The sequence below is a fragment of the Stutzerimonas stutzeri RCH2 genome, assembly GCF_000327065.1.
Lineage (GTDB): Bacteria > Pseudomonadota > Gammaproteobacteria > Pseudomonadales > Pseudomonadaceae > Stutzerimonas > Stutzerimonas stutzeri_AE.
This window is the reverse complement of sequence record NC_019936.1, coordinates 3,241,562-3,261,463: the sequence shown is the minus strand read 5'-3', so window position 1 is coordinate 3,261,463 and position 19,902 is coordinate 3,241,562. Positions and strand designations below refer to the sequence as shown.

General features: G+C 60.7%; 16 protein-coding genes. 10 read left to right on the top strand and 6 right to left on the bottom strand.

Annotated features, from left to right (window positions below):
• The first annotated feature begins 96 nt into the window (after positions 1-96).
• The 3 genes from PSEST_RS14980 to putP (PSEST_RS14970) all read left to right on the top strand — a co-directional run bounded on the left by PSEST_RS14980 (position 97) and on the right by putP (PSEST_RS14970) (position 5,948).
• Positions 97-852 carry an AraC family transcriptional regulator gene (locus PSEST_RS14980; RefSeq protein WP_015277817.1) on the top strand — a complete coding sequence of 252 codons (756 nt, stop codon included), beginning with the start codon at positions 97-99 and terminating at the stop codon, positions 850-852.
• A gap of 251 nt (positions 853-1,103) precedes the next feature.
• Positions 1,104-4,265, top strand: coding sequence for a bifunctional proline dehydrogenase/L-glutamate gamma-semialdehyde dehydrogenase PutA (gene putA / locus PSEST_RS14975; RefSeq protein ID WP_015277816.1), 3,162 nt, complete (start codon positions 1,104-1,106; stop codon positions 4,263-4,265).
• Between the two features lie 198 nt (positions 4,266-4,463).
• Positions 4,464-5,948 (top strand): sodium/proline symporter PutP, encoded by a 1,485-nt coding sequence (putP, locus tag PSEST_RS14970; protein ID WP_015277815.1) that lies wholly within the window; start codon positions 4,464-4,466, stop codon positions 5,946-5,948.
• Positions 5,949-6,061: 113 nt separating this feature from the next.
• On the opposite strand, the gene PSEST_RS14965 is transcribed toward putP (PSEST_RS14970), so the two are convergent.
• Complete coding sequence (locus tag PSEST_RS14965) at positions 6,062-6,286, bottom strand: DUF3203 family protein (RefSeq protein ID WP_015277814.1); 225 nt, start codon at positions 6,284-6,286, stop codon at positions 6,062-6,064.
• A 228-nt stretch (positions 6,287-6,514) separates the two neighbouring features.
• Between PSEST_RS14965 and PSEST_RS14960 the strand changes: the two genes are divergently transcribed.
• Together PSEST_RS14960 and putP (PSEST_RS14955) are read left to right on the top strand one after the other, a co-directional pair.
• Positions 6,515-8,530 (top strand): TonB-dependent receptor, encoded by a 2,016-nt coding sequence (locus PSEST_RS14960; protein ID WP_015277813.1) that lies wholly within the window; start codon positions 6,515-6,517, stop codon positions 8,528-8,530.
• Positions 8,531-8,739: 209 nt separating this feature from the next.
• Positions 8,740-10,224 carry a sodium/proline symporter PutP gene (gene putP, locus PSEST_RS14955; protein ID WP_015277812.1) on the top strand — a complete coding sequence of 495 codons (1,485 nt, stop codon included), beginning with the start codon at positions 8,740-8,742 and terminating at the stop codon, positions 10,222-10,224.
• Positions 10,225-10,326: 102 nt separating this feature from the next.
• On the opposite strand, the gene PSEST_RS14950 is transcribed toward putP (PSEST_RS14955), so the two are convergent.
• On the bottom strand, positions 10,327-11,142 hold the full coding sequence (locus tag PSEST_RS14950; RefSeq protein ID WP_015277811.1) for a DUF1206 domain-containing protein: 816 nt from the start codon (positions 11,140-11,142) through the stop codon (positions 10,327-10,329).
• 206 nt (positions 11,143-11,348) lie between these two features.
• On the opposite strand from PSEST_RS14950, the gene PSEST_RS14945 reads away from it, so the two are divergent.
• The 5 genes from PSEST_RS14945 (at position 11,349) to pcaD (ending at position 16,288) form a co-directional block, all read left to right on the top strand.
• Positions 11,349-12,191: an IclR family transcriptional regulator domain-containing protein gene (locus tag PSEST_RS14945; protein WP_015277810.1), complete on the top strand. Its 843-nt coding sequence runs from the start codon at positions 11,349-11,351 to the stop codon at positions 12,189-12,191.
• Between the two features lie 240 nt (positions 12,192-12,431).
• Positions 12,432-13,289, top strand: a complete 858-nt coding sequence (locus PSEST_RS14940) for a CoA transferase subunit A (protein ID WP_015277809.1) — start codon at positions 12,432-12,434, stop codon at positions 13,287-13,289.
• Positions 13,289-14,086 (top strand): CoA-transferase subunit beta, encoded by a 798-nt coding sequence (locus PSEST_RS14935; protein ID WP_015277808.1) that lies wholly within the window; start codon positions 13,289-13,291, stop codon positions 14,084-14,086. Before PSEST_RS14940 ends, PSEST_RS14935 begins: the two co-directional genes overlap by 1 nt.
• Complete coding sequence (gene pcaF / locus PSEST_RS14930) at positions 14,083-15,288, top strand: 3-oxoadipyl-CoA thiolase (RefSeq protein WP_015277807.1); 1,206 nt, start codon at positions 14,083-14,085, stop codon at positions 15,286-15,288. Before PSEST_RS14935 ends, pcaF begins: the two co-directional genes overlap by 4 nt.
• A gap of 211 nt (positions 15,289-15,499) precedes the next feature.
• Positions 15,500-16,288: a 3-oxoadipate enol-lactonase gene (gene pcaD, locus PSEST_RS14925; protein ID WP_015277806.1), complete on the top strand. Its 789-nt coding sequence runs from the start codon at positions 15,500-15,502 to the stop codon at positions 16,286-16,288.
• Between the two features lie 382 nt (positions 16,289-16,670).
• Here the strand turns inward: pcaD and PSEST_RS14920 are convergent, their stop codons facing one another.
• The 4 genes from PSEST_RS14920 to PSEST_RS14910 form a co-directional block, all read right to left on the bottom strand.
• Entirely contained in the window at positions 16,671-17,636 is a 966-nt protein-coding gene (locus PSEST_RS14920; protein ID WP_015277805.1) for a hypothetical protein, read from the bottom strand.
• A gap of 114 nt (positions 17,637-17,750) precedes the next feature.
• Positions 17,751-18,461 carry a hypothetical protein gene (locus PSEST_RS14915; protein WP_015277804.1) on the bottom strand — a complete coding sequence of 237 codons (711 nt, stop codon included), beginning with the start codon at positions 18,459-18,461 and terminating at the stop codon, positions 17,751-17,753.
• Positions 18,462-18,502: 41 nt separating this feature from the next.
• A complete protein-coding gene (locus PSEST_RS22150) occupies positions 18,503-19,543 on the bottom strand; it encodes a hypothetical protein (RefSeq protein ID WP_015277803.1) in 1,041 nt (346 codons plus the stop codon).
• Between the two features lie 76 nt (positions 19,544-19,619).
• Entirely contained in the window at positions 19,620-19,895 is a 276-nt protein-coding gene (locus tag PSEST_RS14910) for a helix-turn-helix domain-containing protein (protein ID WP_015277802.1), read from the bottom strand.
• Between the last annotated feature and the right edge of the window lie 7 nt (positions 19,896-19,902).

Sequence of the window (19,902 nt, the reverse complement as noted above, 5' to 3'; positions counted from 1 at the left end):
CACCATGGGTGCGGTCCGGTAAAGTGCCGACGGTCTGTTCCCTTTCGGCATGGCCTCCGAACGACGCGGCGACAGACCCAGCCTCAGGTGCCAACCATGCTCAACGCCCGTCTGCTTCGCCTGGATGACCAGACTCATCAGCACGCCCACGACTATCACCAGCTGGTGATGTCGCTTTCTGGGCGCGCGGAATTCGAGGTCAACGGCACGGGCGGCGAGGTTTGTCGGATGCGCGCCTGTCTGGTGCCGGGCGATGCCGATCACGGCTTCGCCGGCATGGGCGACAACCGCATGCTGATCATCGATCTGGACGAGCAGGATGTCGGCACCGAAGACCCGGAGCTGCTGGCTCGGCTGTTCGAAGCGCCGCGCTATCCGGCGCTGGATGCCGATTTCCAGAACCTGCTGGCCTACGCCGGCGCCGAGCTGGCGCGCTATGGCAGCGATCCACTGCTGGCCCGGGCGCTGGGCGGCGTGTTGTTGCGGGCGCTGCACTTGCGACTATTTGGTGAATCGCTGCAGCGCCCCGTTGGCCCGCTCGATATCCAGCGGCTGGACAGCCATATTCAGGACAACCTGGCGCGACGCATCACCGTAGCCGAGCTAGCCCAGGTCGTCTGCCTCAGCCCCAGCCATTTCCACGCCCAGTTCAAGGACTGTGTCGGCCTCACGCCACACCAGTACCTGCTCAAGACCCGCCTCGACCGTGCTGCCCGCCTGCTGCGCGAAACGCCGCTGCCGCTGGTGCGGATTGCCGAGGAGTGCGGCTTCTCCAGCCAGAGCGCATTGACCACGGCGACCCGTCGCTATCTGGGTCTGACCCCTCGCGGATTGCGCAAGTCCGACTGCTGATCGCCCTGTTTTCGGGCTCTTCAGCTACCAGGCACATATTCCTGCGCCATTCTGTTGCGCTTTCATTACCTCCGTGTTTCGGCGTCCGGCTTTCGTAGTTTTTTGTAAAACTTCCGTAGTTTTGCGCAAGAACGACGCGCTGTGCTGCCCCTACATTCCGTCTCCCGACCTGGCTCATTGTCTTGTGCTGCACCAACAGCCTGGCCGTGGACTAGACCTTTAAGCAGACACAATCACAAGAGGAGCGGCGCATGTTCAAGGCCGGTCACGTGCTGGATGGCGCCTTCGCCAACCAGAAAGCCGCGGAATTCTTTCCCGCCATCAGCGCCAACTACAGCGTTGACGAGGCGCAATATCTCACCGAACTGTTGCAGCTTGCCGATCCCGGCGAGGCAGGCATTGCCGCCATTCGCGAGCGTGCGCGCAGCCTGATCGAAGCGGTTCGCGGGCGCGACAATGCCGTCGACACGCTCGATGCGCTGCTGCGCCAGTACAGCCTGGATACCCAGGAAGGGCTGATGCTGATGTGTCTGGCCGAAGCGCTGCTGCGGGTGCCGGATGCCGCCACCGCCGACGCGCTGATCCGCGACAAGCTCAACGCCGCCGAATGGGAACGTCACCTCGGCCAGAGCGACAACGTGCTGGTCAACTTCGCCGCCTGGGGGCTGGTGATGACCGGCAAGGTGGTCGATCCGGAAACCGCCGATGGCCGGCCGAAGAACGTCATCGGTCGCCTGCTCAAACGCTCCGGCGAACCGGTGATCCGCGGCGCGATGAATCAGGCGATGAAGTTGATGGGCAAGCAGTTCGTGCTTGGCCGGACCATTTCCGAAGCCTTGAAGAACGGTCGTCCCGAGCGCGAGAAGGGCTACACCTACTCCTTCGACATGCTCGGCGAGGCCGCGCTGACCGCCGAAGACGCCGCCAAGTACATGGCCGACTACCGTCAGGCCGTGGAAACCGTCGGTGCCGAGCCGCAGGTCGGCAAGGGCCCGCGTCCGTCGGTGTCGATCAAGCTGTCGGCGCTGCATCCGCGTTACGAACTCGCCCAGCGCGAGCGCGTGCTCACCGAGCTGTTTGGCAGTGTCCGCGAACTGGCGATTCTTGCGCGGCGGTTGAACGTCGGTATCACCATCGATGCCGAAGAGGCCGATCGCCTCGAGCTATCGCTGGAGCTGTACGAAAAGCTCCTGCGCGACCCGGCCATCGCCGGCTGGGGCGAGTTCGGTCTGGTGATCCAGGCGTACTCCAAGCGCTGCCTGCCGGTGCTGGTCTGGCTGACGCTGCTCGGCCGCGAACTCGGTGAGCGTATTCCGCTGCGCCTGGTAAAAGGCGCCTACTGGGACAGCGAGATCAAGCAGTGCCAGGTGCAGGGGCTGGACGGCTATCCCGTCTACACCCGCAAGGAGGGCACCGACACCTCCTACCTCGCCTGCGCGCGCTACCTGTTGTCCGAGCACACCCGTGGCGTGATCTACCCGCAGTTCGCCAGCCACAACGCGCACACCGTCAGCTGCATCCTGGCCATGGCCGAGGAAACGGCGCAGCCGCGTGAGTTCGAGTTCCAGCGCCTGCACGGCATGGGCGATGCTCTGTACGACACGGTGATCGAGAAGTACGCCCGCAACGTACGGATCTACGCACCGGTCGGTGCGCACAAGGATCTTCTTCCCTATCTGGTGCGTCGCCTGCTGGAGAACGGCGCCAACTCGTCCTTTGTTCACCAGCTGGTCGACCCGCGCGTGCCGGTCGAATCGCTGATCGATCATCCGGTCACCCAGCTGCGCAGATTCGCCGCGCCGGGCAACCCGCGCATTCCGCTGCCGCCGGCGCTGTTCGGCAACCGCAAGAACTCTCAAGGGATCAACATGAACATCCAGAATCAATGGACCGAACTGGCCAGCGCCTATCAGCCCTTCCTCGAGCGCCAGTGGCAAGCCGCACCGGTCATCAGCGGCCGGACCCTTGCCGGTACGCCGTCCGAGGTGCGTTGCCCTTATGAGCTGAACAAGGTCGTCGGCCAGGCGCAGTTCGCCAGCGCCGACCAGGCGCGCCAGGCCATCGATCGCCTGGCAGCCTACTGGCCGATTTGGAATGCCACGCCGGTGGAAGCCCGTGCCGCAGTGCTGGAGCGTCTGGGTGATCTGCTGGAGCAGCACCGCGCCGAGCTGATGGCGCTGTGTACCGTGGAAGCCGGCAAGTCGCTGCAGGACGGTATCGACGAAGTACGCGAGGCGGTGGATTTCTGCCGTTACTACGCCCAGCAGGCGCGGCTGAAGCTTGGCCGTGAGGAGCTCAAGGGCCCGACTGGCGAGCGCAACGAACTGTTCCATGAAGGCCGCGGCGTGTTCGTCTGCGTCAGCCCGTGGAATTTCCCGCTGGCGATCTACCTCGGCCAGATCACCGCGGCACTGGTGGCCGGCAACACCGTGCTGGCCAAGCCGGCCGAGCAGACCAGCCTGATCGCCGCGCGCGCACTGGAGCTGATGTTCGAGGCCGGCCTGCCGCAGGAGGCGATCGCCTTCCTGCCCGGCGACGGCGCCACCCTGGGCGGTGTGTTCTGTCGCGATCCGCGCGTGGTCGGCGTGTGCTTCACCGGGTCGACCGACACGGCGCGCATCATCAACCGCCAGCTGGCCGAGAAGGAAGGCCCGATCGCCACGCTGATCGCCGAGACCGGTGGGCAGAACGCGATGATCGTTGATTCCACAGCGCTGCCCGAGCAGGTCATCAAGGATGCCGTCGGCTCTGCCTTCACCAGTGCCGGCCAGCGCTGCTCGGCGTTGCGCGTGCTCTACGTGCAGCGCGACATCGCCGACCGGGTCATCGACCTGCTCAAGGGCGCCATGGCCGAGCTCAGGGTCGGCCCGACCCATCTGCGCGAGAACGACATCGGTCCGGTGATCGATCAGGAAGCCCGCGAAGGCCTGTTGGCGCACATCCAGCAGCTCAAGAGCGAAGGGCGCCTGATCGCCGAAGCGACAGTGCCGGCTGGTCTGAACGGTCATTTCGTGGCGCCGGTGGCCTTCGAGATCGACGGCATTCACCAGCTGAAGAAGGAACATTTCGGTCCGGTGCTGCACGTGGTGCGCTACGACGCGGCGGATCTGGAAAAGGTGGTCGCGGCGATCAACGGTACCGGCTACGGCCTGACCCTCGGCGTGCACAGCCGCAACGAGGAAACCGCCGAACGCATCGAGCAACTGGCGCGGGTCGGTAACCTCTACGTCAATCGCAACCAGATTGGTGCGGTGGTCGGCGTGCAGCCGTTCGGCGGATGTCGCCTGTCGGGTACTGGCCCGAAGGCGGGTGGGCCCAGCTATCTGCTGCGTTTCGCCAACGAACGCACCACCTCCACCAACACCACCGCGGTGGGCGGCAACGCCTCGCTGCTGTCGCTGGGCGACGACTGAAAACCCGCCAGTGCTTCGTCACCGGCCGCACGCGCGGGCGGATCACAACAACAAATGGACAGTTGGCGGACGCTCTTCCGCCACTGACGGGCCCCGTTGGGTCTGTCACAGGTGATGGCCTTGGCGCCATCGCCCTCTGCCAAGGTGCGATGCGGGTCCGCTCGCGTTGTGCCGAACAACAACTAACGAGGGACACACATGAGCATCAGTACACCCACGCTGATCACCTTTCTGATCTACATCGCGGCGATGATCCTGATCGGTTTCGTCGCTTATCGCGCTACCAAGAACTTCGACGACTACATCCTCGGCGGTCGCAGCCTCGGCAGCTTTGTCACTGCGCTGTCGGCCGGTGCTTCGGACATGAGCGGCTGGCTGCTGATGGGCCTGCCCGGCGCGATCTTCGTCGCCGGCCTGTCGGAAAGCTGGATCGCCATCGGCCTGATCGTCGGCGCCTGGCTCAACTGGCTGTTCGTCGCCGGCCGTCTGCGCGTGCACACCGAGCACAACCACAACGCCCTCACATTGCCGGACTACTTCTCGCACCGCTTCGAGGACGAGAGCCGCATGCTGCGGATCTTCTCCGCGCTGGTGATTCTGGTGTTCTTCACCATCTACTGCGCTTCCGGTGTGGTCGCTGGCGCGCGGCTGTTCGAGAGCAGCTTCGGCGTGCCGTACGAGTACGCACTGTGGATCGGCGCCGCGGCGACCATCCTCTATGTGTTCATCGGTGGCTTCCTCGCGGTGAGCTGGACCGATACCGTGCAGGCCACGCTGATGATCTTCGCCCTGCTGATCACCCCGGTGTTTGTCATCCTCGCCCTGGGCGACATGGGCGCGGCGATGGACACCATTGCCACGCAGAACCCGGCCGCCTTCGACATGTTCAGCGGGCTCTCCTTCGTTGCGATCATCTCGCTGCTGGCCTGGGGCCTGGGTTACTTCGGCCAGCCGCACATTCTGGTGCGCTTCATGGCCGCCGACTCGATCAAGACCATTCCCAACGCCCGCCGCATCGGCATGGCCTGGATGATCCTGACGCTGGCGGGCGCCGTGGCGGTGGGCTTCTTCGGTATCGCCTATTTCGCTGGCCATCCTGAGCAGGCTGGTGCGGTCAGCCAGAACGGCGAGCGGGTGTTCATGGAGCTGGTGAAGATCCTGTTCAACCCCTGGGTTGCGGGGATCATTCTGTCCGGCGTACTGGCGGCGGTGATGAGTACGCTTAGTGCGCAGTTGCTGGTCAGCTCCAGCGCGCTGACCCAGGACTTCTACAAGGCGATGCTGCGCAAAAGCGCGTCGCAGACTGAGCTGGTGTGGGTTGGCCGCGGCATGGTGCTGCTGATCGCGCTGATCGCCATCGGCATCGCCTCCAACCCGGAGAGCAAGGTCCTGGGCCTGGTGTCCTACGCCTGGGCCGGCTTCGGCGCGGCGTTCGGTCCGGTGGTGCTGATCTCGCTGCTGTGGAAGCGCATGACCCGCAACGGCGCGCTGGCCGGCATGCTGGTCGGTGCGGTCACCGTGGTGGTGTGGAAGGAATTCATCGGTCTGGGCCTGTACGAGATCATCCCTGGCTTCATCCTCGCCAGCATCGCTATCTTCGTGGTGAGCAAGATGGGCGCCGAACCGGCCCCGAGCATCATCAAGCGCTTCGAGGAAGCCGACGCGGATTATCACGCCGGTTGACCTGCGCAGGGTGGCTATGACCGCCTAGACCAGCATAGGCGGGTGGCCGGTTCCGGCCATCCACCCTAGCACCAGAACCCCGGCTAGCCGGGGTTCTGCGTTTCTGGTCGTGGTCAGTCGTCCGCTACCAGGTTGGAGCGGTCGTCCACCGCACCCGCCGCGATCAGGTGTTCGGCTTCGTCTTCCGGCACATGGATGCTGGTGCCGTCGATATTCATAACCGACATGCGTGCCTGTGGATCGGTGGTGATGCGGACGTCCATCAGGGCGCTGCGGTGCGTATTGCCACTGATGACCACGCAGCAGGTACCGGTGGTGGTGTCGATGTCTACGGTCATGATCTGTCTCCCGAAGCGGTGCCAGAGCCGCGCGAAGGCCGCACGGCATTTCCCTTTCGACCACGGACAAGTCAGATCCGTTGTACTTCATACAGTAAAAACAGAGTTAAACGTTACGATATAACATGCTAGATTCTCCCCCCGCGAAGCTGCGCCCAAAGCGAAAGGCGCCGGCGCACAGCCGTCCCCGGTTGCTCGGAAGGCAACCGCCACTGTCTGGAGAGTCACATGAAACTGAAGCGTCACCCCCTGGCCTGGTCGATCAGCCTGGCCCTGGTTCCGGCTGCCTGGGCCGCCGAGCCGGTCGAACTGCAATCCGTCGTGGTCAGCGCCAGCGGCCTGGCCAAGCAAAGCCATGAGATGACCACCCCGGCTGCTGTGATGGAGGGCGACGAACTGGTGCTGCGTCGCGAGGCGACCTTGGGCGAAACCTTGGAGACTGTTCCAGGCGTACGCTCCAGCAGTTTCGGTGCCGGTGCGGCGCGTCCGGTGATTCGCGGGCTGGACGGCGCGCGGGTCAAGGTGCTGAGCGATGGCGTCGAGCTGCTCGACGCCTCCACCATCAGCCCCGACCACGCGGTGACCAGCGAACCGCTACTGGCCGAGCGCATCGAAGTGCTCAAGGGGCCGGCAACCCTGCTCTACGGCGGCGGCGCAATCGGCGGTGTGGTCAACGTGATCGACAAGAAGATTCCCACCCGCGTCCCGGAGAAGGGCTACGAAGGCGAGCTGGAACTGCGCGCCAACAGCGTCGCCAATGAAGGGGCAGGGGTGTTCGGTATCACGGCGGGCAGTGGCAACTTCGCTGTGCGCGCCGAGGGCACCAAGCGGCAGGCCGACCCCTATGAAATCCCCGGTTCGTCGAACAAGCAGGAAGGCTCCTACAACGACACCGACAGCTTCAATCTGGGTGCCAGTTTCATCGGCGAGCGCGGCTACATCGGCATGGCCTATGGCGAACAGAACAACCGCTACGGGCTGCTGGGCCACGAGCACGCCGAGTGTCACCTGGACGGCATTCAATGGCACTGCGGTGAGCATGATGACGAAGATGAGGATGATCATGACGAGGAGGGCGGCGGCGTGCCTTACGTCGACATGCGGCAGAAGCGCTGGGACCTGCGCGGCGAGCTGAGCGATCCGCTGCCGGGCTTCGAGTTGGCGCGGCTGCGCATCGGCCACAGCGACTATCAGCACAAGGAAATCGAAGGCGGCGAAGTGGGCACCCGCTTCAACAACGACGCCACCGACGCGCGTCTGGAACTGACCCATCAGCCTCTGTTCGGCTGGCGCGGTGTGCTCGGCGCGCAGACCCTGCGTCGCGACTTCGAAGCCCTCGGCGAGGAGGCCTACGTGCCGCAGACGCTGACGCGCAACCACGGCCTGTTCCTGCTTGAGGAGTACACCGCCGGCGCCTGGCGCTACGAACTCGGCCTGCGCCACGAATGGCAGGACATCGATGCCGATGGCCGTCCGGATACCGATCACAGCGGCACTTCGATGTCCGCTGGTGCGGTCTGGACCTTCGCGCCGCAGTACTCGCTGGGCTTCTCGCTGACGCGCTCGCAGCGCCTGCCCAGTGCCGAGGAGCTCTACGCCAACGGCCCACATGCGGCGACCCGTACCGTTGAGCTGGGCAATGTCGATCTGGAAGAAGAAACCTCGCACAACGCCGAGATCACCCTGCGCAAGTTCGCCGGCCGTACCACCTTCAGCCTCAGCGTTTTCCGCAACGAGGTGGATGACTTCATCTATGCCGCTGACACCGGCAACGACATCGGTGGTGGCTACCGCGAGATCGAATACCGCCAGCAGGATGCCGTGCTCACTGGCGCCGAAGGAGAGGTGCGCTTCCAGGCCACCGACGCCACCGCCTTCACCCTGTTCGGCGACCATGTGCGTGGCAAGTTGCGCGACGGTGGTGGCGACCTGCCGCGCATCCCGGCCGATCGCCTGGGCGTGCGGCTGGATCAGAGCTTTACCCCGGCGCTCAATGGTCAGCTGGAGTTCTATCGCGTGCAGCGTCAGGACGAGCTGGCCGATTACGAGAGTGAAACCGGTGGCTACAACATGCTCGGTGCCAGCCTGGGTTACAGCGGCTCGCTGAACCAGACCGACTACCTGCTCTACCTCAAGGCCAATAACCTGCTGGATGAGAAGGCCCGCCAGCACACCTCCTTCATCAAGGACGACGTGTTGCTGCCCGGACGTAACCTGACCGTAGGCATGCGCCTGGCGTTCTGATAAGGCTGATTGTCACAGCGCAAGGGTCGGCACCGGTTGCCGGCCCTTTTTCGTTTGCAGAGGCCAGACCCTGCGTTAGGGACCTTCGCAGCCACGGGCGCGGATGGCAGCGACGCGCTATCCTTGCGCTCCTCGATTGCTCCGTTACGGGTGCCGGTCGCATCCCGGGCTGTGGCGGAGCGTCAGGACCAACAAGGAAAACAAGTCCCATGAACGTCAGCACTCCCACTCTGATCACCTTCGTGATCTACATTGCGGCGATGATCCTGATCGGCTTCATTGCCTACCGCGCTACCAAGAATTTCTCTGACTACATCCTCGGCGGCCGCAGCCTCGGCAGTTTCGTCACCGCGCTGTCGGCCGGTGCCTCGGACATGAGCGGCTGGCTGCTGATGGGCCTGCCCGGCGCGATCTTCGTCGCCGGCCTGTCGGAAAGCTGGATCGCCATCGGCCTGATCGTCGGCGCCTGGCTCAACTGGCTGTTCGTCGCCGGCCGTCTGCGCGTGCACACCGAGCACAACCACAACGCCCTCACATTGCCGGACTACTTCTCGCACCGTTTTGAGGACGAGAGCCGCATGCTGCGGATCTTCTCCGCGCTGGTAATCCTGGTGTTTTTCACGATTTACTGCGCCTCAGGCGTGGTCGCTGGTGCGCGCCTGTTCGAGTCCACCTTTGGCATGCCGTACGAATACGCACTGTGGGTCGGTGCAGCGGCGACCATCCTCTATGTGTTCATTGGCGGTTTCCTCGCGGTGAGCTGGACCGACACCGTGCAGGCCACGCTGATGATCTTCGCGCTGCTGGTCACTCCGGTGTTCGTCATCCTCGCCCTCGGCGATATGGGCACTGCGATGGCCACTATCGAGGCGCAGAACCCGGCCAACTTCGACATGTTCCGCGGGCTGTCCTTTGTCGCGATCGTCTCGCTGCTGGCGTGGGGCCTGGGTTACTTCGGCCAGCCGCACATCCTGGTGCGCTTCATGGCCGCCGACTCGATCAAGACCATCCCCAACGCCCGCCGCATCGGCATGACCTGGATGATCCTGACTCTGGCGGGCGCCGTCGCGGTGGGCTTCCTCGGCATCGCCTACTTCGCCGACCATCCGGAGCAGGCTGGTGCGGTCAGCCAGAACGGCGAGCGGGTGTTCATGGAGCTGGTGAAGATCCTGTTCAACCCCTGGGTTGCGGGCATCATTCTGTCCGGCGTACTGGCGGCGGTGATGAGTACGCTCAGTGCGCAGCTGCTGGTCAGCTCCAGTGCGCTGACGCAGGACTTCTACAAGGCCATGCTGCGCAAGAACGCCTCGCAGACCGAGCTGGTCTGGGTCGGCCGCGGCATGGTGCTGTTGATCGCACTGATCGCCATCGGCATCGCTTCCAACCCGGACAGCAAGGTGCTGGGGCTGGTGTCCTACGCGTGGGCCGGCTTCGGCGCGGCGTTCGGTCCGGTGGTGCTGATCTCGCTGCTGTGGAAGCGCATGACCCGCAACGGCGCGCTGGTCGGCATGCTGGTTGGTGCGGTCACCGTGGTGGTGTGGAAGGAATTCATCGGTCTGGGCCTGTACGAGATCATCCCTGGCTTCATCCTCGCCAGCATCGCCATCTTCGTGGTGAGCAAGCTGGGCGCCGAGCCGGCCCCGAGCATCGTCAAGCGCTTCGAGGAAGCCGACGCGGATTATCACGCCGGTTGATCAGACAGTGCAGGTCGAGCGTGGCTGCTCGACCTGCACGGCGCCTTCGCCAGTCCGCTCAGCGCATCGTCTCTACTTGGCTACCTCTTCGGCCGCCAGGCTTCAATCCGTCACTTCCGAAAGGTCGATCCGCCGCCAGCGCGCTTCCGCGAAGCTGTACACGGCGAAGGCGAGCATGCCGACACCAATTGCCAGCAGTAGCACGCCGCCTGCGGGCAGACCCTGAAGGGCTTCCAGTGCTTCCTTGAGGCCCGGTGGATCGGTGGGCTCGTAGCGGCTGCCACCCATGAACAGCAGTCCGGCGATGATCAGGAATGAACAGCCCCGGGCAGCCAGCCCAACACGGGAAACGGGACTGACCAGGCGCATGGTGCGTTCATCGCACTGGAAGTAGCGTTCGAAATGCGCGCGCCAGGCCTTGATCAGGTGCGCAATGCCAACCCCCAGTGGAATAAGCGCGATCGTCCAGATCAGCCAGTGGGAATGCTCCAGGCCCAGCAGGCGCATCAGGCTATCGGTCTTGTCACTGCCAGAGCCGCCGCCACCCTCGGAGAAACGATCCAGCCCGCTCACCAACAGGCTCAGGGTGAACAGCGCGAGCAGCAGGTTGACTATGCCGCTGCTCACCAGGCCAGTACGTACCAATACGCCCTTGGCGTCGTGACCGTGCCTATCGGTATCGCCGATACCCTGAGTCAATCGCCAGGCCACATGCGCGAGCAGGCCGATCACCACCAGCCAGAGCAGCATGCTCCCGAAGGGTTGCCCGAGCAGCTGCTGGACTGCGCCTTTGGTATCTACAGTCTTTCCTGCGCCGATCGCGGCCATGATCGCGAAAAATCCAATGATCACGTACACCACGCCTCTTGCCGCATAGCCGCTGCGTGCCAGCCAGATCACCCCGCGGGTTACGTTCATCCACCATCCTCCATTGCGCCAAGAGAGAGTGGCCCCGTCTCGGCCGCCTGTTCAGTAGACGTCCGGCGCGCGGCTCGGTTCGGATATGGGTTCACTCGCTACGGCCATGATGGTCCGGGAGTGCTGACACCGGCCCTGCGCCGGTGCTGGCGATAATCGGTCGCTGTGCCGATAATCGCCCGAACTGCCAGCTCAGAGTTACTGCCATGACTGACGACCAGCGCGTCCACTTTCCCCCGATGGCACCACCCATCATCGCCTCGCCAGCCAAGCGCATCGACGCACTGACAGGTGATCCCAACTTCATGACGTCCTTGGCACGTGGCCTGGCGGTGATCCATGCGTTTCAGGAGCGCAAGCGCCACCTCACCATCGCGCAGATCAGCCATCGCACCGAGATTCCCCGGGCAGCCGTGCGCCGCTGCCTGCACACGCTGATGAAACTGGGTTACGTCACCACCGATGGGCGTACCTACTCGCTGCTGCCGAAGGTGCTGACGCTTGGTCACGCCTATCTCTCGTCGACCCCGCTGGCGGTGACCGCGCAACCGATCCTCGACCGGCTCAGCGAGCAGCTGCACGAGGCCTGCTCGATGGCGGCGCTGGAGGGCGACGAGGTGCTCTACGTGGCGCGCTCGGCGACGCCGCAACGGTTGATCTCGGTGGATCTGTCGGTGGGCAGCCGGCTGCCGGCCTACTGTACGTCCATGGGCCGCATCCTCCTGGCGGCGCTGGATGACGCGGCGCTGGACGACTATCTCGCCCGCGCCGACCTGCAGATCAAGACCAGTCGCACTTTGCATACACCGGAAGCGCTGCGCAGCAGCATCGACGATATCCGTCGTCAGGGCTGGGTCATCATCGATCAAGAGCTGGAAGTAGGATTGCGCTCGCTGGCGGTGCCGCTCAAGGACTCCGCCGGCCAGGTTCTGGCTGCGCTCAACGTTGGGACCCATGCCGGACGCGTTTCGCGCCAAGAGCTGGAAACCCGCTTCCTGCCGGTGCTATTGGAGGCCAGTCGTGAACTCAGCACGCGGTTGTTCCATTGACCGCGAAGGTGGCTAGGCCTTGTTTCACGGCTGTCTCGGACAATTGGCGCGCCTACAACACGCGCGCCGGCACCTTTTTGCCGGGGCCGTTTCACGCTATTAGCGTAGCGTTCGAAGTTGGTCAGGTATCTGTTCGATAATCGAACAGTATGTCGATTATCGGATTGTGGCGCCGTGGTCGGACCGTTAACGTTTTCCCCAACGCAATCAGCGTACTGAAAACAACTCGAGATCCGACTCATGGCTGAATTTCTCTCGCTCCGCGACGCCGTCGAGCGCTTCGTCCAGAACGGCGACACCGTCGCGCTGGAAGGCTTTACTCACCTGATCCCCACGGCTGCCGCTCATGAAATCGTCCGCCAGAACAAGCAGGACCTGACGCTGGTGCGCATGACGCCCGACCTGGTTTATGACCTGCTTATCGGCGCCGGCTGTGCGAAGAAATTGATCTTTTCCTGGGGTGGCAATCCTGGTGTCGGTTCGCTGCATCGCCTGCGCGATGCGGTGGAGAAGGGCTGGCCGCAGGCCCTCGAGATCGAGGAACACAGCCACGCGGATCTCGCCAATGCCTATGTCGCCGGAGCGTCCGGTCTGCCGTTTGCGGTGCTGCGTGCCTACGCCGGCTCCGATCTGCCAAAGGTCAACCCGCTGATCAAGTCGGTTACCTGTCCCTTCACCGGTGAGGTACTGGCCGCCGTGCCGAGCGTGCGTCCGGACGTCACCGTCATCCATGCGCAGAGGGCTGATCGCAAGGGCAACGTGCTGATCCGCGGCATCCTCGGCGTGCAGAAGGAAGCGGCATTGGCGGCGAAGCGGTGCATCGTCACCGTCGAGGAAATCGTCGACGACCTCGAAGCGCCGATGAATGCCTGCGTGCTGCCGACCTGGGCTCTGACCGCCGTGTGCCTGGTGCCAGGCGGCGCTCATCCGTCATACGCGCATGGCTACTACGAGCGCGACAACCGTTTCTACCAGGCTTGGGACCCGATCGCCCGTGACCGCGACGCGTTCACCGCCTGGATTGATACCTATATTCGCGGCACCACCGATTTCGCCGCCTACCGCGCGAAGATTGCCCAGCAGCAGGAGGCCAACTGATGAGCGCTCATCTCAGCAATGACTACAGCACCAACGAAATGATGACGGTGGCCGCGGCGCGCAATCTGGGCAACGGCAGCGTGTGTTTCGTCGGCATCGGACTGCCGTCCAAGGCCGCCAATCTGGCCCGCTTGACCCATGCACCGGAAGTGGTGCTGATCTACGAATCCGGCCCGATCGGCGCCAAGCCGTCGGTGCTGCCATTGTCCATCGGCGATGGCGAGCTGGCCGAAACCGCCGACACCGTGGTTCCGACCGGCGAAATCTTTCGCTACTGGCTGCAGGGCGGGCGCATCGACGTCGGCTTCCTCGGTGCTGCGCAGGTGGACAAGTACGGCAATATCAACACCACGGTGATCGGCGATTATCACAAGCCCAAGGTGCGCCTGCCGGGTGCCGGTGGTGCGCCGGAAATCGCCGGCAGTGCGAAGAAGGTGCTGATCATCCTCAAGCAGTCCCATCGCACCTTCGTCGAAAAGCTCGCCTTCATCACCTCGGTCGGGCATGGCGAGGGCGGTGAGCACCGCAAGCAGCTCGGTCTGCCAGGGGCAGGCCCGGTGGCGATCATCACCGATCTGTGCATCATGGAGCCGGAAGAAGGCACCAATGAATTCGTGGTCACTTCGTTGCACCCGGGTGTTGCGCGTGAGCAGGTGATCGAGAACACCGGTTGGCAGATCCGTTTTGCCGACAATGTGGCCGTCACCGAGGCGCCACGTGCCGAGGAGTTGGTGGCGCTGCGCGCCCTGGAAGCACGCACGGCTGCTGCTCATGGTCAGTTGGGAGGTGAGGAATGAGTCGCGACGTATTTATCTGTGATGCCGTGCGCACGCCCATCGGCCGCTTCGGCGGTGCGCTGGCTGCAGTGCGCGCCGACGATCTGGCGGCGATTCCGCTGCGTGCATTGCTCGAGCGCAACCCGGGCCTTGACCCGGCAGCGGTCGATGAGGTCTTCATGGGCAGCGCCAACCAGGCCGGCGAGGATAACCGCAACGTCGCGCGCATGGCTTTGCTGCTTGCCGGTCTGCCGGAGACGGTTCCGGGCGTGACGCTCAACCGCCTCTGCGCCTCGGGCATGGACGCGGTCGGCACCGCCTTCCGTGCCATTTCCAGCGGCGAGCTGGAGCTGGCGATTGCCGGGGGCGTCGAGTCGATGTCCCGGGCGCCCTACGTGATGGGCAAGGCTGATACGGCCTTCGGTCGCATTCAGAAGATCGAGGACACCACCATCGGCTGGCGCTTTATCAACCCGAAGATGAAGGAGCTCTACGGCGTTGACGCCATGCCGCAGACGGCCGACAACGTCGCCGATGAATGGCAGGTCGGCCGTGCCGATCAGGATGCCTTTGCCCTGCGCAGCCAACAGCGAGCCGCGGCCGCGCAGCAAGCCGGCTTCTTTGCCGAGGAAATCGTCCCGGTGGTGATCAGGGGCAAGAAAGGCGAAACGGTCGTCGACACTGACGAGCACCCGCGCGCCGACACCACCGCCGAGGCGCTGGCCAAGCTCAAGCCGGTCAACGGCCCGGACAAGACTGTCACCGCCGGCAACGCGTCGGGCGTCAACGATGGTGCTGCGGCAATGATTCTCGCCAGCGCCGAAGCCGTGCAGAAGTACGGACTGAAGCCGCGCGCCAAGGTGCTCGGCATGGCCAGCGCAGGCGTTGCGCCGCGCATCATGGGCTATGGTCCGGTGCCGGCAGTACGCAAGCTGTGTGAGCGGCTGAACATCGCGGTGAGTGATTTTGACGTGATCGAACTCAACGAAGCCTTTGCCGCGCAAGGGTTGGCCGTGACCCGCGACCTCGGCGTGCCCGACGACAGCCCGAAAGTGAATCCCAACGGCGGTGCCATCGCGCTCGGCCATCCACTGGGCATGAGCGGCGCGCGACTGGTGCTGACGGCAGTCCATCAATTGGAGAAAACCGGTGGCCGTCTCGGTCTGGCGACCATGTGCGTCGGCGTGGGGCAGGGGCTGGCGCTGGTCGTGGAGCGGGTCTGACAGCGAAGCAGTACCGGTTGCGCGCGGGAGCAGTTTTGCGCGCGCGCAAGCAGGTTGTAGTGGCGGCTGGGCCATGTGCGCAGGCGGATTGAGCTCCACCCGCTCGACATGCAAGCGCGTATCAAGCGGCCTGCGTGATTGGCCCACACTTGGTGAGAGCACGGCTCTTGAGAGAGCGGCCTGCCGAACATAACGCAAAGTGAGAAGAACAATGCCGAGCGTAAAACTGGCTGATGTCAGCCTGAACTATCGATTCGATGGCGCGGAAAATGCGCCCGTACTGGTGCTCTCCAATTCACTGGGCACCGACCTGCAGATGTGGGACGACCAGATTGCGGCGTTTGCCGAGCATTTTCGCGTGCTGCGCTATGACACTCGCGGACACGGCGGCTCCGGCGTGACGCCTGGTCCCTACAGCATCGAACAGCTGGGCCAGGACGTGCTCGGCATGCTCGATGCGTTCGGTATCGAGCGTTTTGCTTTCTGCGGTCTGTCCATGGGCGGGCTGATCGGCCAGTGGCTGGGCATCCACGCTGGCGAGCGTCTACAGCGTCTGGTGTTGTGCAACACCGGAGCAAAGATCGGTACCGACGAGGTATGGAACACGCGGATAGACAGCGTCCTGGCCGGCCGCGAACAGACCATGCGCGACATGCGTGATGCGTCCATCGCGCGCTGGTTCACCGCAGATTTCGCTCAGGCCAACCCGGCGGTTGCGGCACGCATCACCGACATGATCGCCAGCACCTCACCGGACGGCTACGCCGCCAATTGCGCGGCGGTGCGAGACGCCGACTATCGTGAGCAGCTTGCCACGATCAAGACACCGACATTGATCGTTTGCGGCGCCAAAGACCCGGTGACGACCGTCGAGCACGGCGAGTTCATCCAGGCCAATATCCCCGGCGCCGAACTCGTCGCCTTCGAGGCTGCGCACCTATCCAACGTCGAAGCTGGCGATGCCTTTACACAGCGAGTGCTGACGTTCTTGCGCGGCTGAGTACGGTGATAGAGCAACCTGACGATGAAGCCCCTTCGTAGCCGAACTCAGCCTATCCGCCGGCACAAATGAAAAGGCCCCGCGCATAAGCAGGGCCTTCGATGACTGGAGCGGGCGAAGGGAATCGAACCCTTTTGCTTAGTGTGTCGTTCCGTCGCAAAGCGTGTCGTTATGCGGTTTCCGGGCTGATCCGTCTGCTCGTTTCGGCACAATTCGGCACAGTGTTTTCGACACTTTTTCGACATTTCGCGCGTAAGCTTGAACGGCACCTTTAGGCCTAAAAAAAAGCCCACATTCTTTCGAATGCGGGCTTGGGATTAGATAGCCTAGAGCTTCGCTCTATCAGATGGTTTCCTTCGACTGAAGCATGACACCCCTCCAATTAGACTGTGATGATGAAGATATACCCTTCGCCGGGCAGAAGCAAGGTATCCCTATCGGCTAGCACCCATCGCATGTTGCCTTGTGCATCCATCGACATTTCTGGGTCATCTATGGTTCCGGTGGTACTAAAAAATACGTTGCAATTATGGCATTTTGCTTGCAGGACAAAACCTTTTACGTAACGTACAAATGCGGCCATCAGATATGGCTCTTTTTCCAAATCCTGCACGTGTTCATAGCTTCTTTCAATAGTCACTCGTCGGTCTGACGCTGGCTGGCAACTTGAGGTAGAAGGACGAACGGTTACGCTGAAATTATAAAAGCCATCATTGTCACAATCCTTAGATAAATGTGCTGCAATATCAACTGGCTTATTGTCAATGACTAGCGAAGTGAGCTTGAGGCTGCCGTCAGTAGATATTTGTTGATTGATTTCGACGCTTTCATGCCCTGGAGAAATCACAACATCGGCTTTTATTGTATGGGTTATATTGGCGTATCTTTTATCTTCTGAAAGACTTATGTCGTATGCTGCTTCGAATCTCTCAAAGTGAAACGCAAGTTCGTTGTCGAAGAATTTCTTCATTATGACGGAAGTTGCATCTTGGTGTGATGCTGGTAAGGTATCTTTTAGTAAGTGCTTTGTTATTTTTTCCCACTTGTATCGTGTGGATTCAACGCTGTCGAGTGAGTCAGGTCTGTAAAATACATCATGTATGTTGCGCTGGAAATATTCTGTGAATTGGGCGGACTTCATGATTACGGCAAAAACTCCAGCACCTAAGATACCACCGCCCGCTTTCGACATGACTTCTCCGGTGCCATGCGGTATTAAAGGCAGGCCGTCTATATAGCCTCCGAAGATGGAGCCAGCAGTAATTAAGAAAATCCCACTGGTTAAGAGTAGAAAGGGAATATATTGTTTTGCTGGCTGAATAATTGCTCTGTTGAGTAGCTGCCACATGATTGATCTCCGGGCTAAATTTTTTATTTGGTTGCTGTGGCAATACGGACTTACTGATGACGATGCTGAATACATATCCGACTATTTGTAATTTACCATAAGCATTGTCAAGATTTAGGGCAAAAAATTATTTTCGGCAGCGCACGCTGGCTCGTATCGGCTGCATATTTTCTTGAACGCAACCTTCGCCCCTTTTCGGCAGTCGCGGTAGATCAGCGAGCCTCGTTTGTAGTTTTGGCACACGCTGTTGTAGTCGATCTGGCCGTTTACCGCTGTCCACTCAAACTGACCGCTGATGCGCTGTTTGTTGTGGCCATTCTCCCAGCTCCAGTTGCTGAGGTGAGTCTGGCGGGTAACGGAGCGCTTCTGAGTGCTGCTGGTGGAGTTGGCTGCGTAGTAGCGGGCCGGTGGTGGCTGTATCGTGTTGGCGAAGGGGCGTGGCGTGTAGTTGCTATCGTTGAACGATGTTTGACGCTGCTGAAGCGCTCGGGCGGTGCCTTCTTCGAACCATTCGATTTCTTCCTGGGTCAACGGGCGTTGCTGAGGAGCTGGTGTCGGTTCTGCTTCTGGGGCTTCGTAGCTTGCAATGGAAGGCTGGCTAGCAAGCTGTATGGGCTGCTCTGGCTCTTGGTTAAACCAAGGGTTGCCGCCAATATGAATGCCTTGCTTGATCTGGTTTACGTCCAGTACGACCGGCTTGCCGAACGTAAACGCAAGTCCTGAAAGCAACACTGAACCGATGCCGAGGATCGCTAGGAAGCGCCAGGGGCTAGGTTGCTTTCTGTTGCGTAGATATTTCGGTGCATCATCCCAATCTGATTTCATGTTTGCTTCCGTGCACTTGAGTCAATGGAGGTTGCCGGTGATCACTTTCCTTTAAGTTCTTTTGCTAATCGGAAAATCTGATCTATGCCGTCAAAGGTGCTGGGAACATTGTTATCGTCAGGTGTAATGCCGGAAAAAATTATTGATTCAAACTTAAGTAAGGGGTCAGCGTCTTTCGTTTTTCTTGATTTTGCAAAGTCCGCATAACTTTCTATAAATGCGCATAATGAAAGCCTGAGTTCAATTTGCAGAAGTTGAGCTTTGGTTGAGTAGTAGCTTTTCAGTGCAATTCTAAAGAAATAAAGTAGAGCCACTTCTAAGCCAACTAAAGATATTAGCTTCCATGCTTCCGTCGTGCTCAGGGTGTTGAGTGTGGTGTCTGTGTTCGTGAGTGTCTTTACTGCAAATTGAAAAATTAGTGGGGAAAGCACTAAAGCGCCTAGAGAAATCAAAGCGATAAAGTTTGATTTAAGCTCCTTTTGCTTATTCTTGTGCATTTCGTGAAAGGCTTTTGATAGTCGAACGAAGTTGAATTTTCCTTGTTGCTCTTTAAGTTCGCTGATATATGAGTCTATGGTTACTTTATATGTTTTGAGTTGGTCTTCCCAGCTTTTAACCTGGTTGGTTACATCATCCTCTTTTTTAGAAACTTCATCTAGATGCTCCCTTACTATGTATTTTGGAATGGAGGCCCAAATAAGATCTGAAGTTTCCTTGTCTTCGGTTGTTTCATGATTTTTTGAATAGTCGAAAAAATCAAGAAGCTCTTTTTCAGGTGTTTTTGGTATGTAAGGGGTTCGAAGTGTGGTTTCTCTTGCTATTCGAGCCAGGTAACGTGTTAATTCTTGCAGTGAGCTATCGTCGGTTCTTCGGTTGGCAATAATGCTAAGTAACTCTCCGCCGATCCACTGAGCATTTAATCTTGCTGATTTATCATAAGCGTCAGGTTCATCTGAAATTTTCTTCAGCATGGGCACGCATAAAGAGACACGCTGATCTATAAGTTCTTGCTTCGATAAAAGCATTTCTAGCTTGGCGCAGTAGGATTCAATATCATTTAAATTTTCTGCGAAGATTCCCATTCTTAATACTGCTCCAAAAAGCTGTTCTAACGTCTTAAGCGGGCATACCAGCGCCTAGTCACTTCCGTTGTGATCGCTATCCCGCGCTTTGACTCGGCAAGTTTGAATCGGCAATAGCGTAATCAGGGCTAATCTGCCCCGCTTCTGGCGCTATCTCTCCGCTGACGACCCATAAGGCATATTGAGGAAAGAGCTTAACGATAGCTTCGATCTCCTCAGCCTTAATCTCGCGCTTTCGCGCTGTGTTCTTCAGGTTGTTCCAGGTATATCGACTGATGCCAGTGCGCTCTTCCAGCTCGGGCAGCCGAATACCTGAGCTTTTCAGAATAGTTATAACGCGCTCTTTAATCATAGCTACT

Coding starts and splice junctions, on each gene's coding strand:
- PSEST_RS14950 (WP_015277811.1), bottom strand. CDS start 11,142: ATGAACGTAACCCGCGGGGTGATCTGGCTGGCACGCAGCGGCTATGCG.
- PSEST_RS14980 (WP_015277817.1), top strand. CDS start 97: ATGCTCAACGCCCGTCTGCTTCGCCTGGATGACCAGACTCATCAGCAC.
- PSEST_RS14935 (WP_015277808.1), top strand. CDS start 13,289: ATGAGCGCTCATCTCAGCAATGACTACAGCACCAACGAAATGATGACG.
- PSEST_RS14915 (WP_015277804.1), bottom strand. CDS start 18,461: ATGAAATCAGATTGGGATGATGCACCGAAATATCTACGCAACAGAAAG.
- PSEST_RS14920 (WP_015277805.1), bottom strand. CDS start 17,636: ATGTGGCAGCTACTCAACAGAGCAATTATTCAGCCAGCAAAACAATAT.
- PSEST_RS14965 (WP_015277814.1), bottom strand. CDS start 6,286: ATGACCGTAGACATCGACACCACCACCGGTACCTGCTGCGTGGTCATC.
- pcaF (WP_015277807.1), top strand. CDS start 14,083: ATGAGTCGCGACGTATTTATCTGTGATGCCGTGCGCACGCCCATCGGC.
- putP (WP_015277812.1), top strand. CDS start 8,740: ATGAACGTCAGCACTCCCACTCTGATCACCTTCGTGATCTACATTGCG.
- PSEST_RS22150 (WP_015277803.1), bottom strand. CDS start 19,543: ATGGGAATCTTCGCAGAAAATTTAAATGATATTGAATCCTACTGCGCC.
- PSEST_RS14960 (WP_015277813.1), top strand. CDS start 6,515: ATGAAACTGAAGCGTCACCCCCTGGCCTGGTCGATCAGCCTGGCCCTG.
- putA (WP_015277816.1), top strand. CDS start 1,104: ATGTTCAAGGCCGGTCACGTGCTGGATGGCGCCTTCGCCAACCAGAAA.
- PSEST_RS14910 (WP_015277802.1), bottom strand. CDS start 19,895: ATGATTAAAGAGCGCGTTATAACTATTCTGAAAAGCTCAGGTATTCGG.
- pcaD (WP_015277806.1), top strand. CDS start 15,500: ATGCCGAGCGTAAAACTGGCTGATGTCAGCCTGAACTATCGATTCGAT.
- putP (WP_015277815.1), top strand. CDS start 4,464: ATGAGCATCAGTACACCCACGCTGATCACCTTTCTGATCTACATCGCG.
- PSEST_RS14940 (WP_015277809.1), top strand. CDS start 12,432: ATGGCTGAATTTCTCTCGCTCCGCGACGCCGTCGAGCGCTTCGTCCAG.
- PSEST_RS14945 (WP_015277810.1), top strand. CDS start 11,349: ATGACTGACGACCAGCGCGTCCACTTTCCCCCGATGGCACCACCCATC.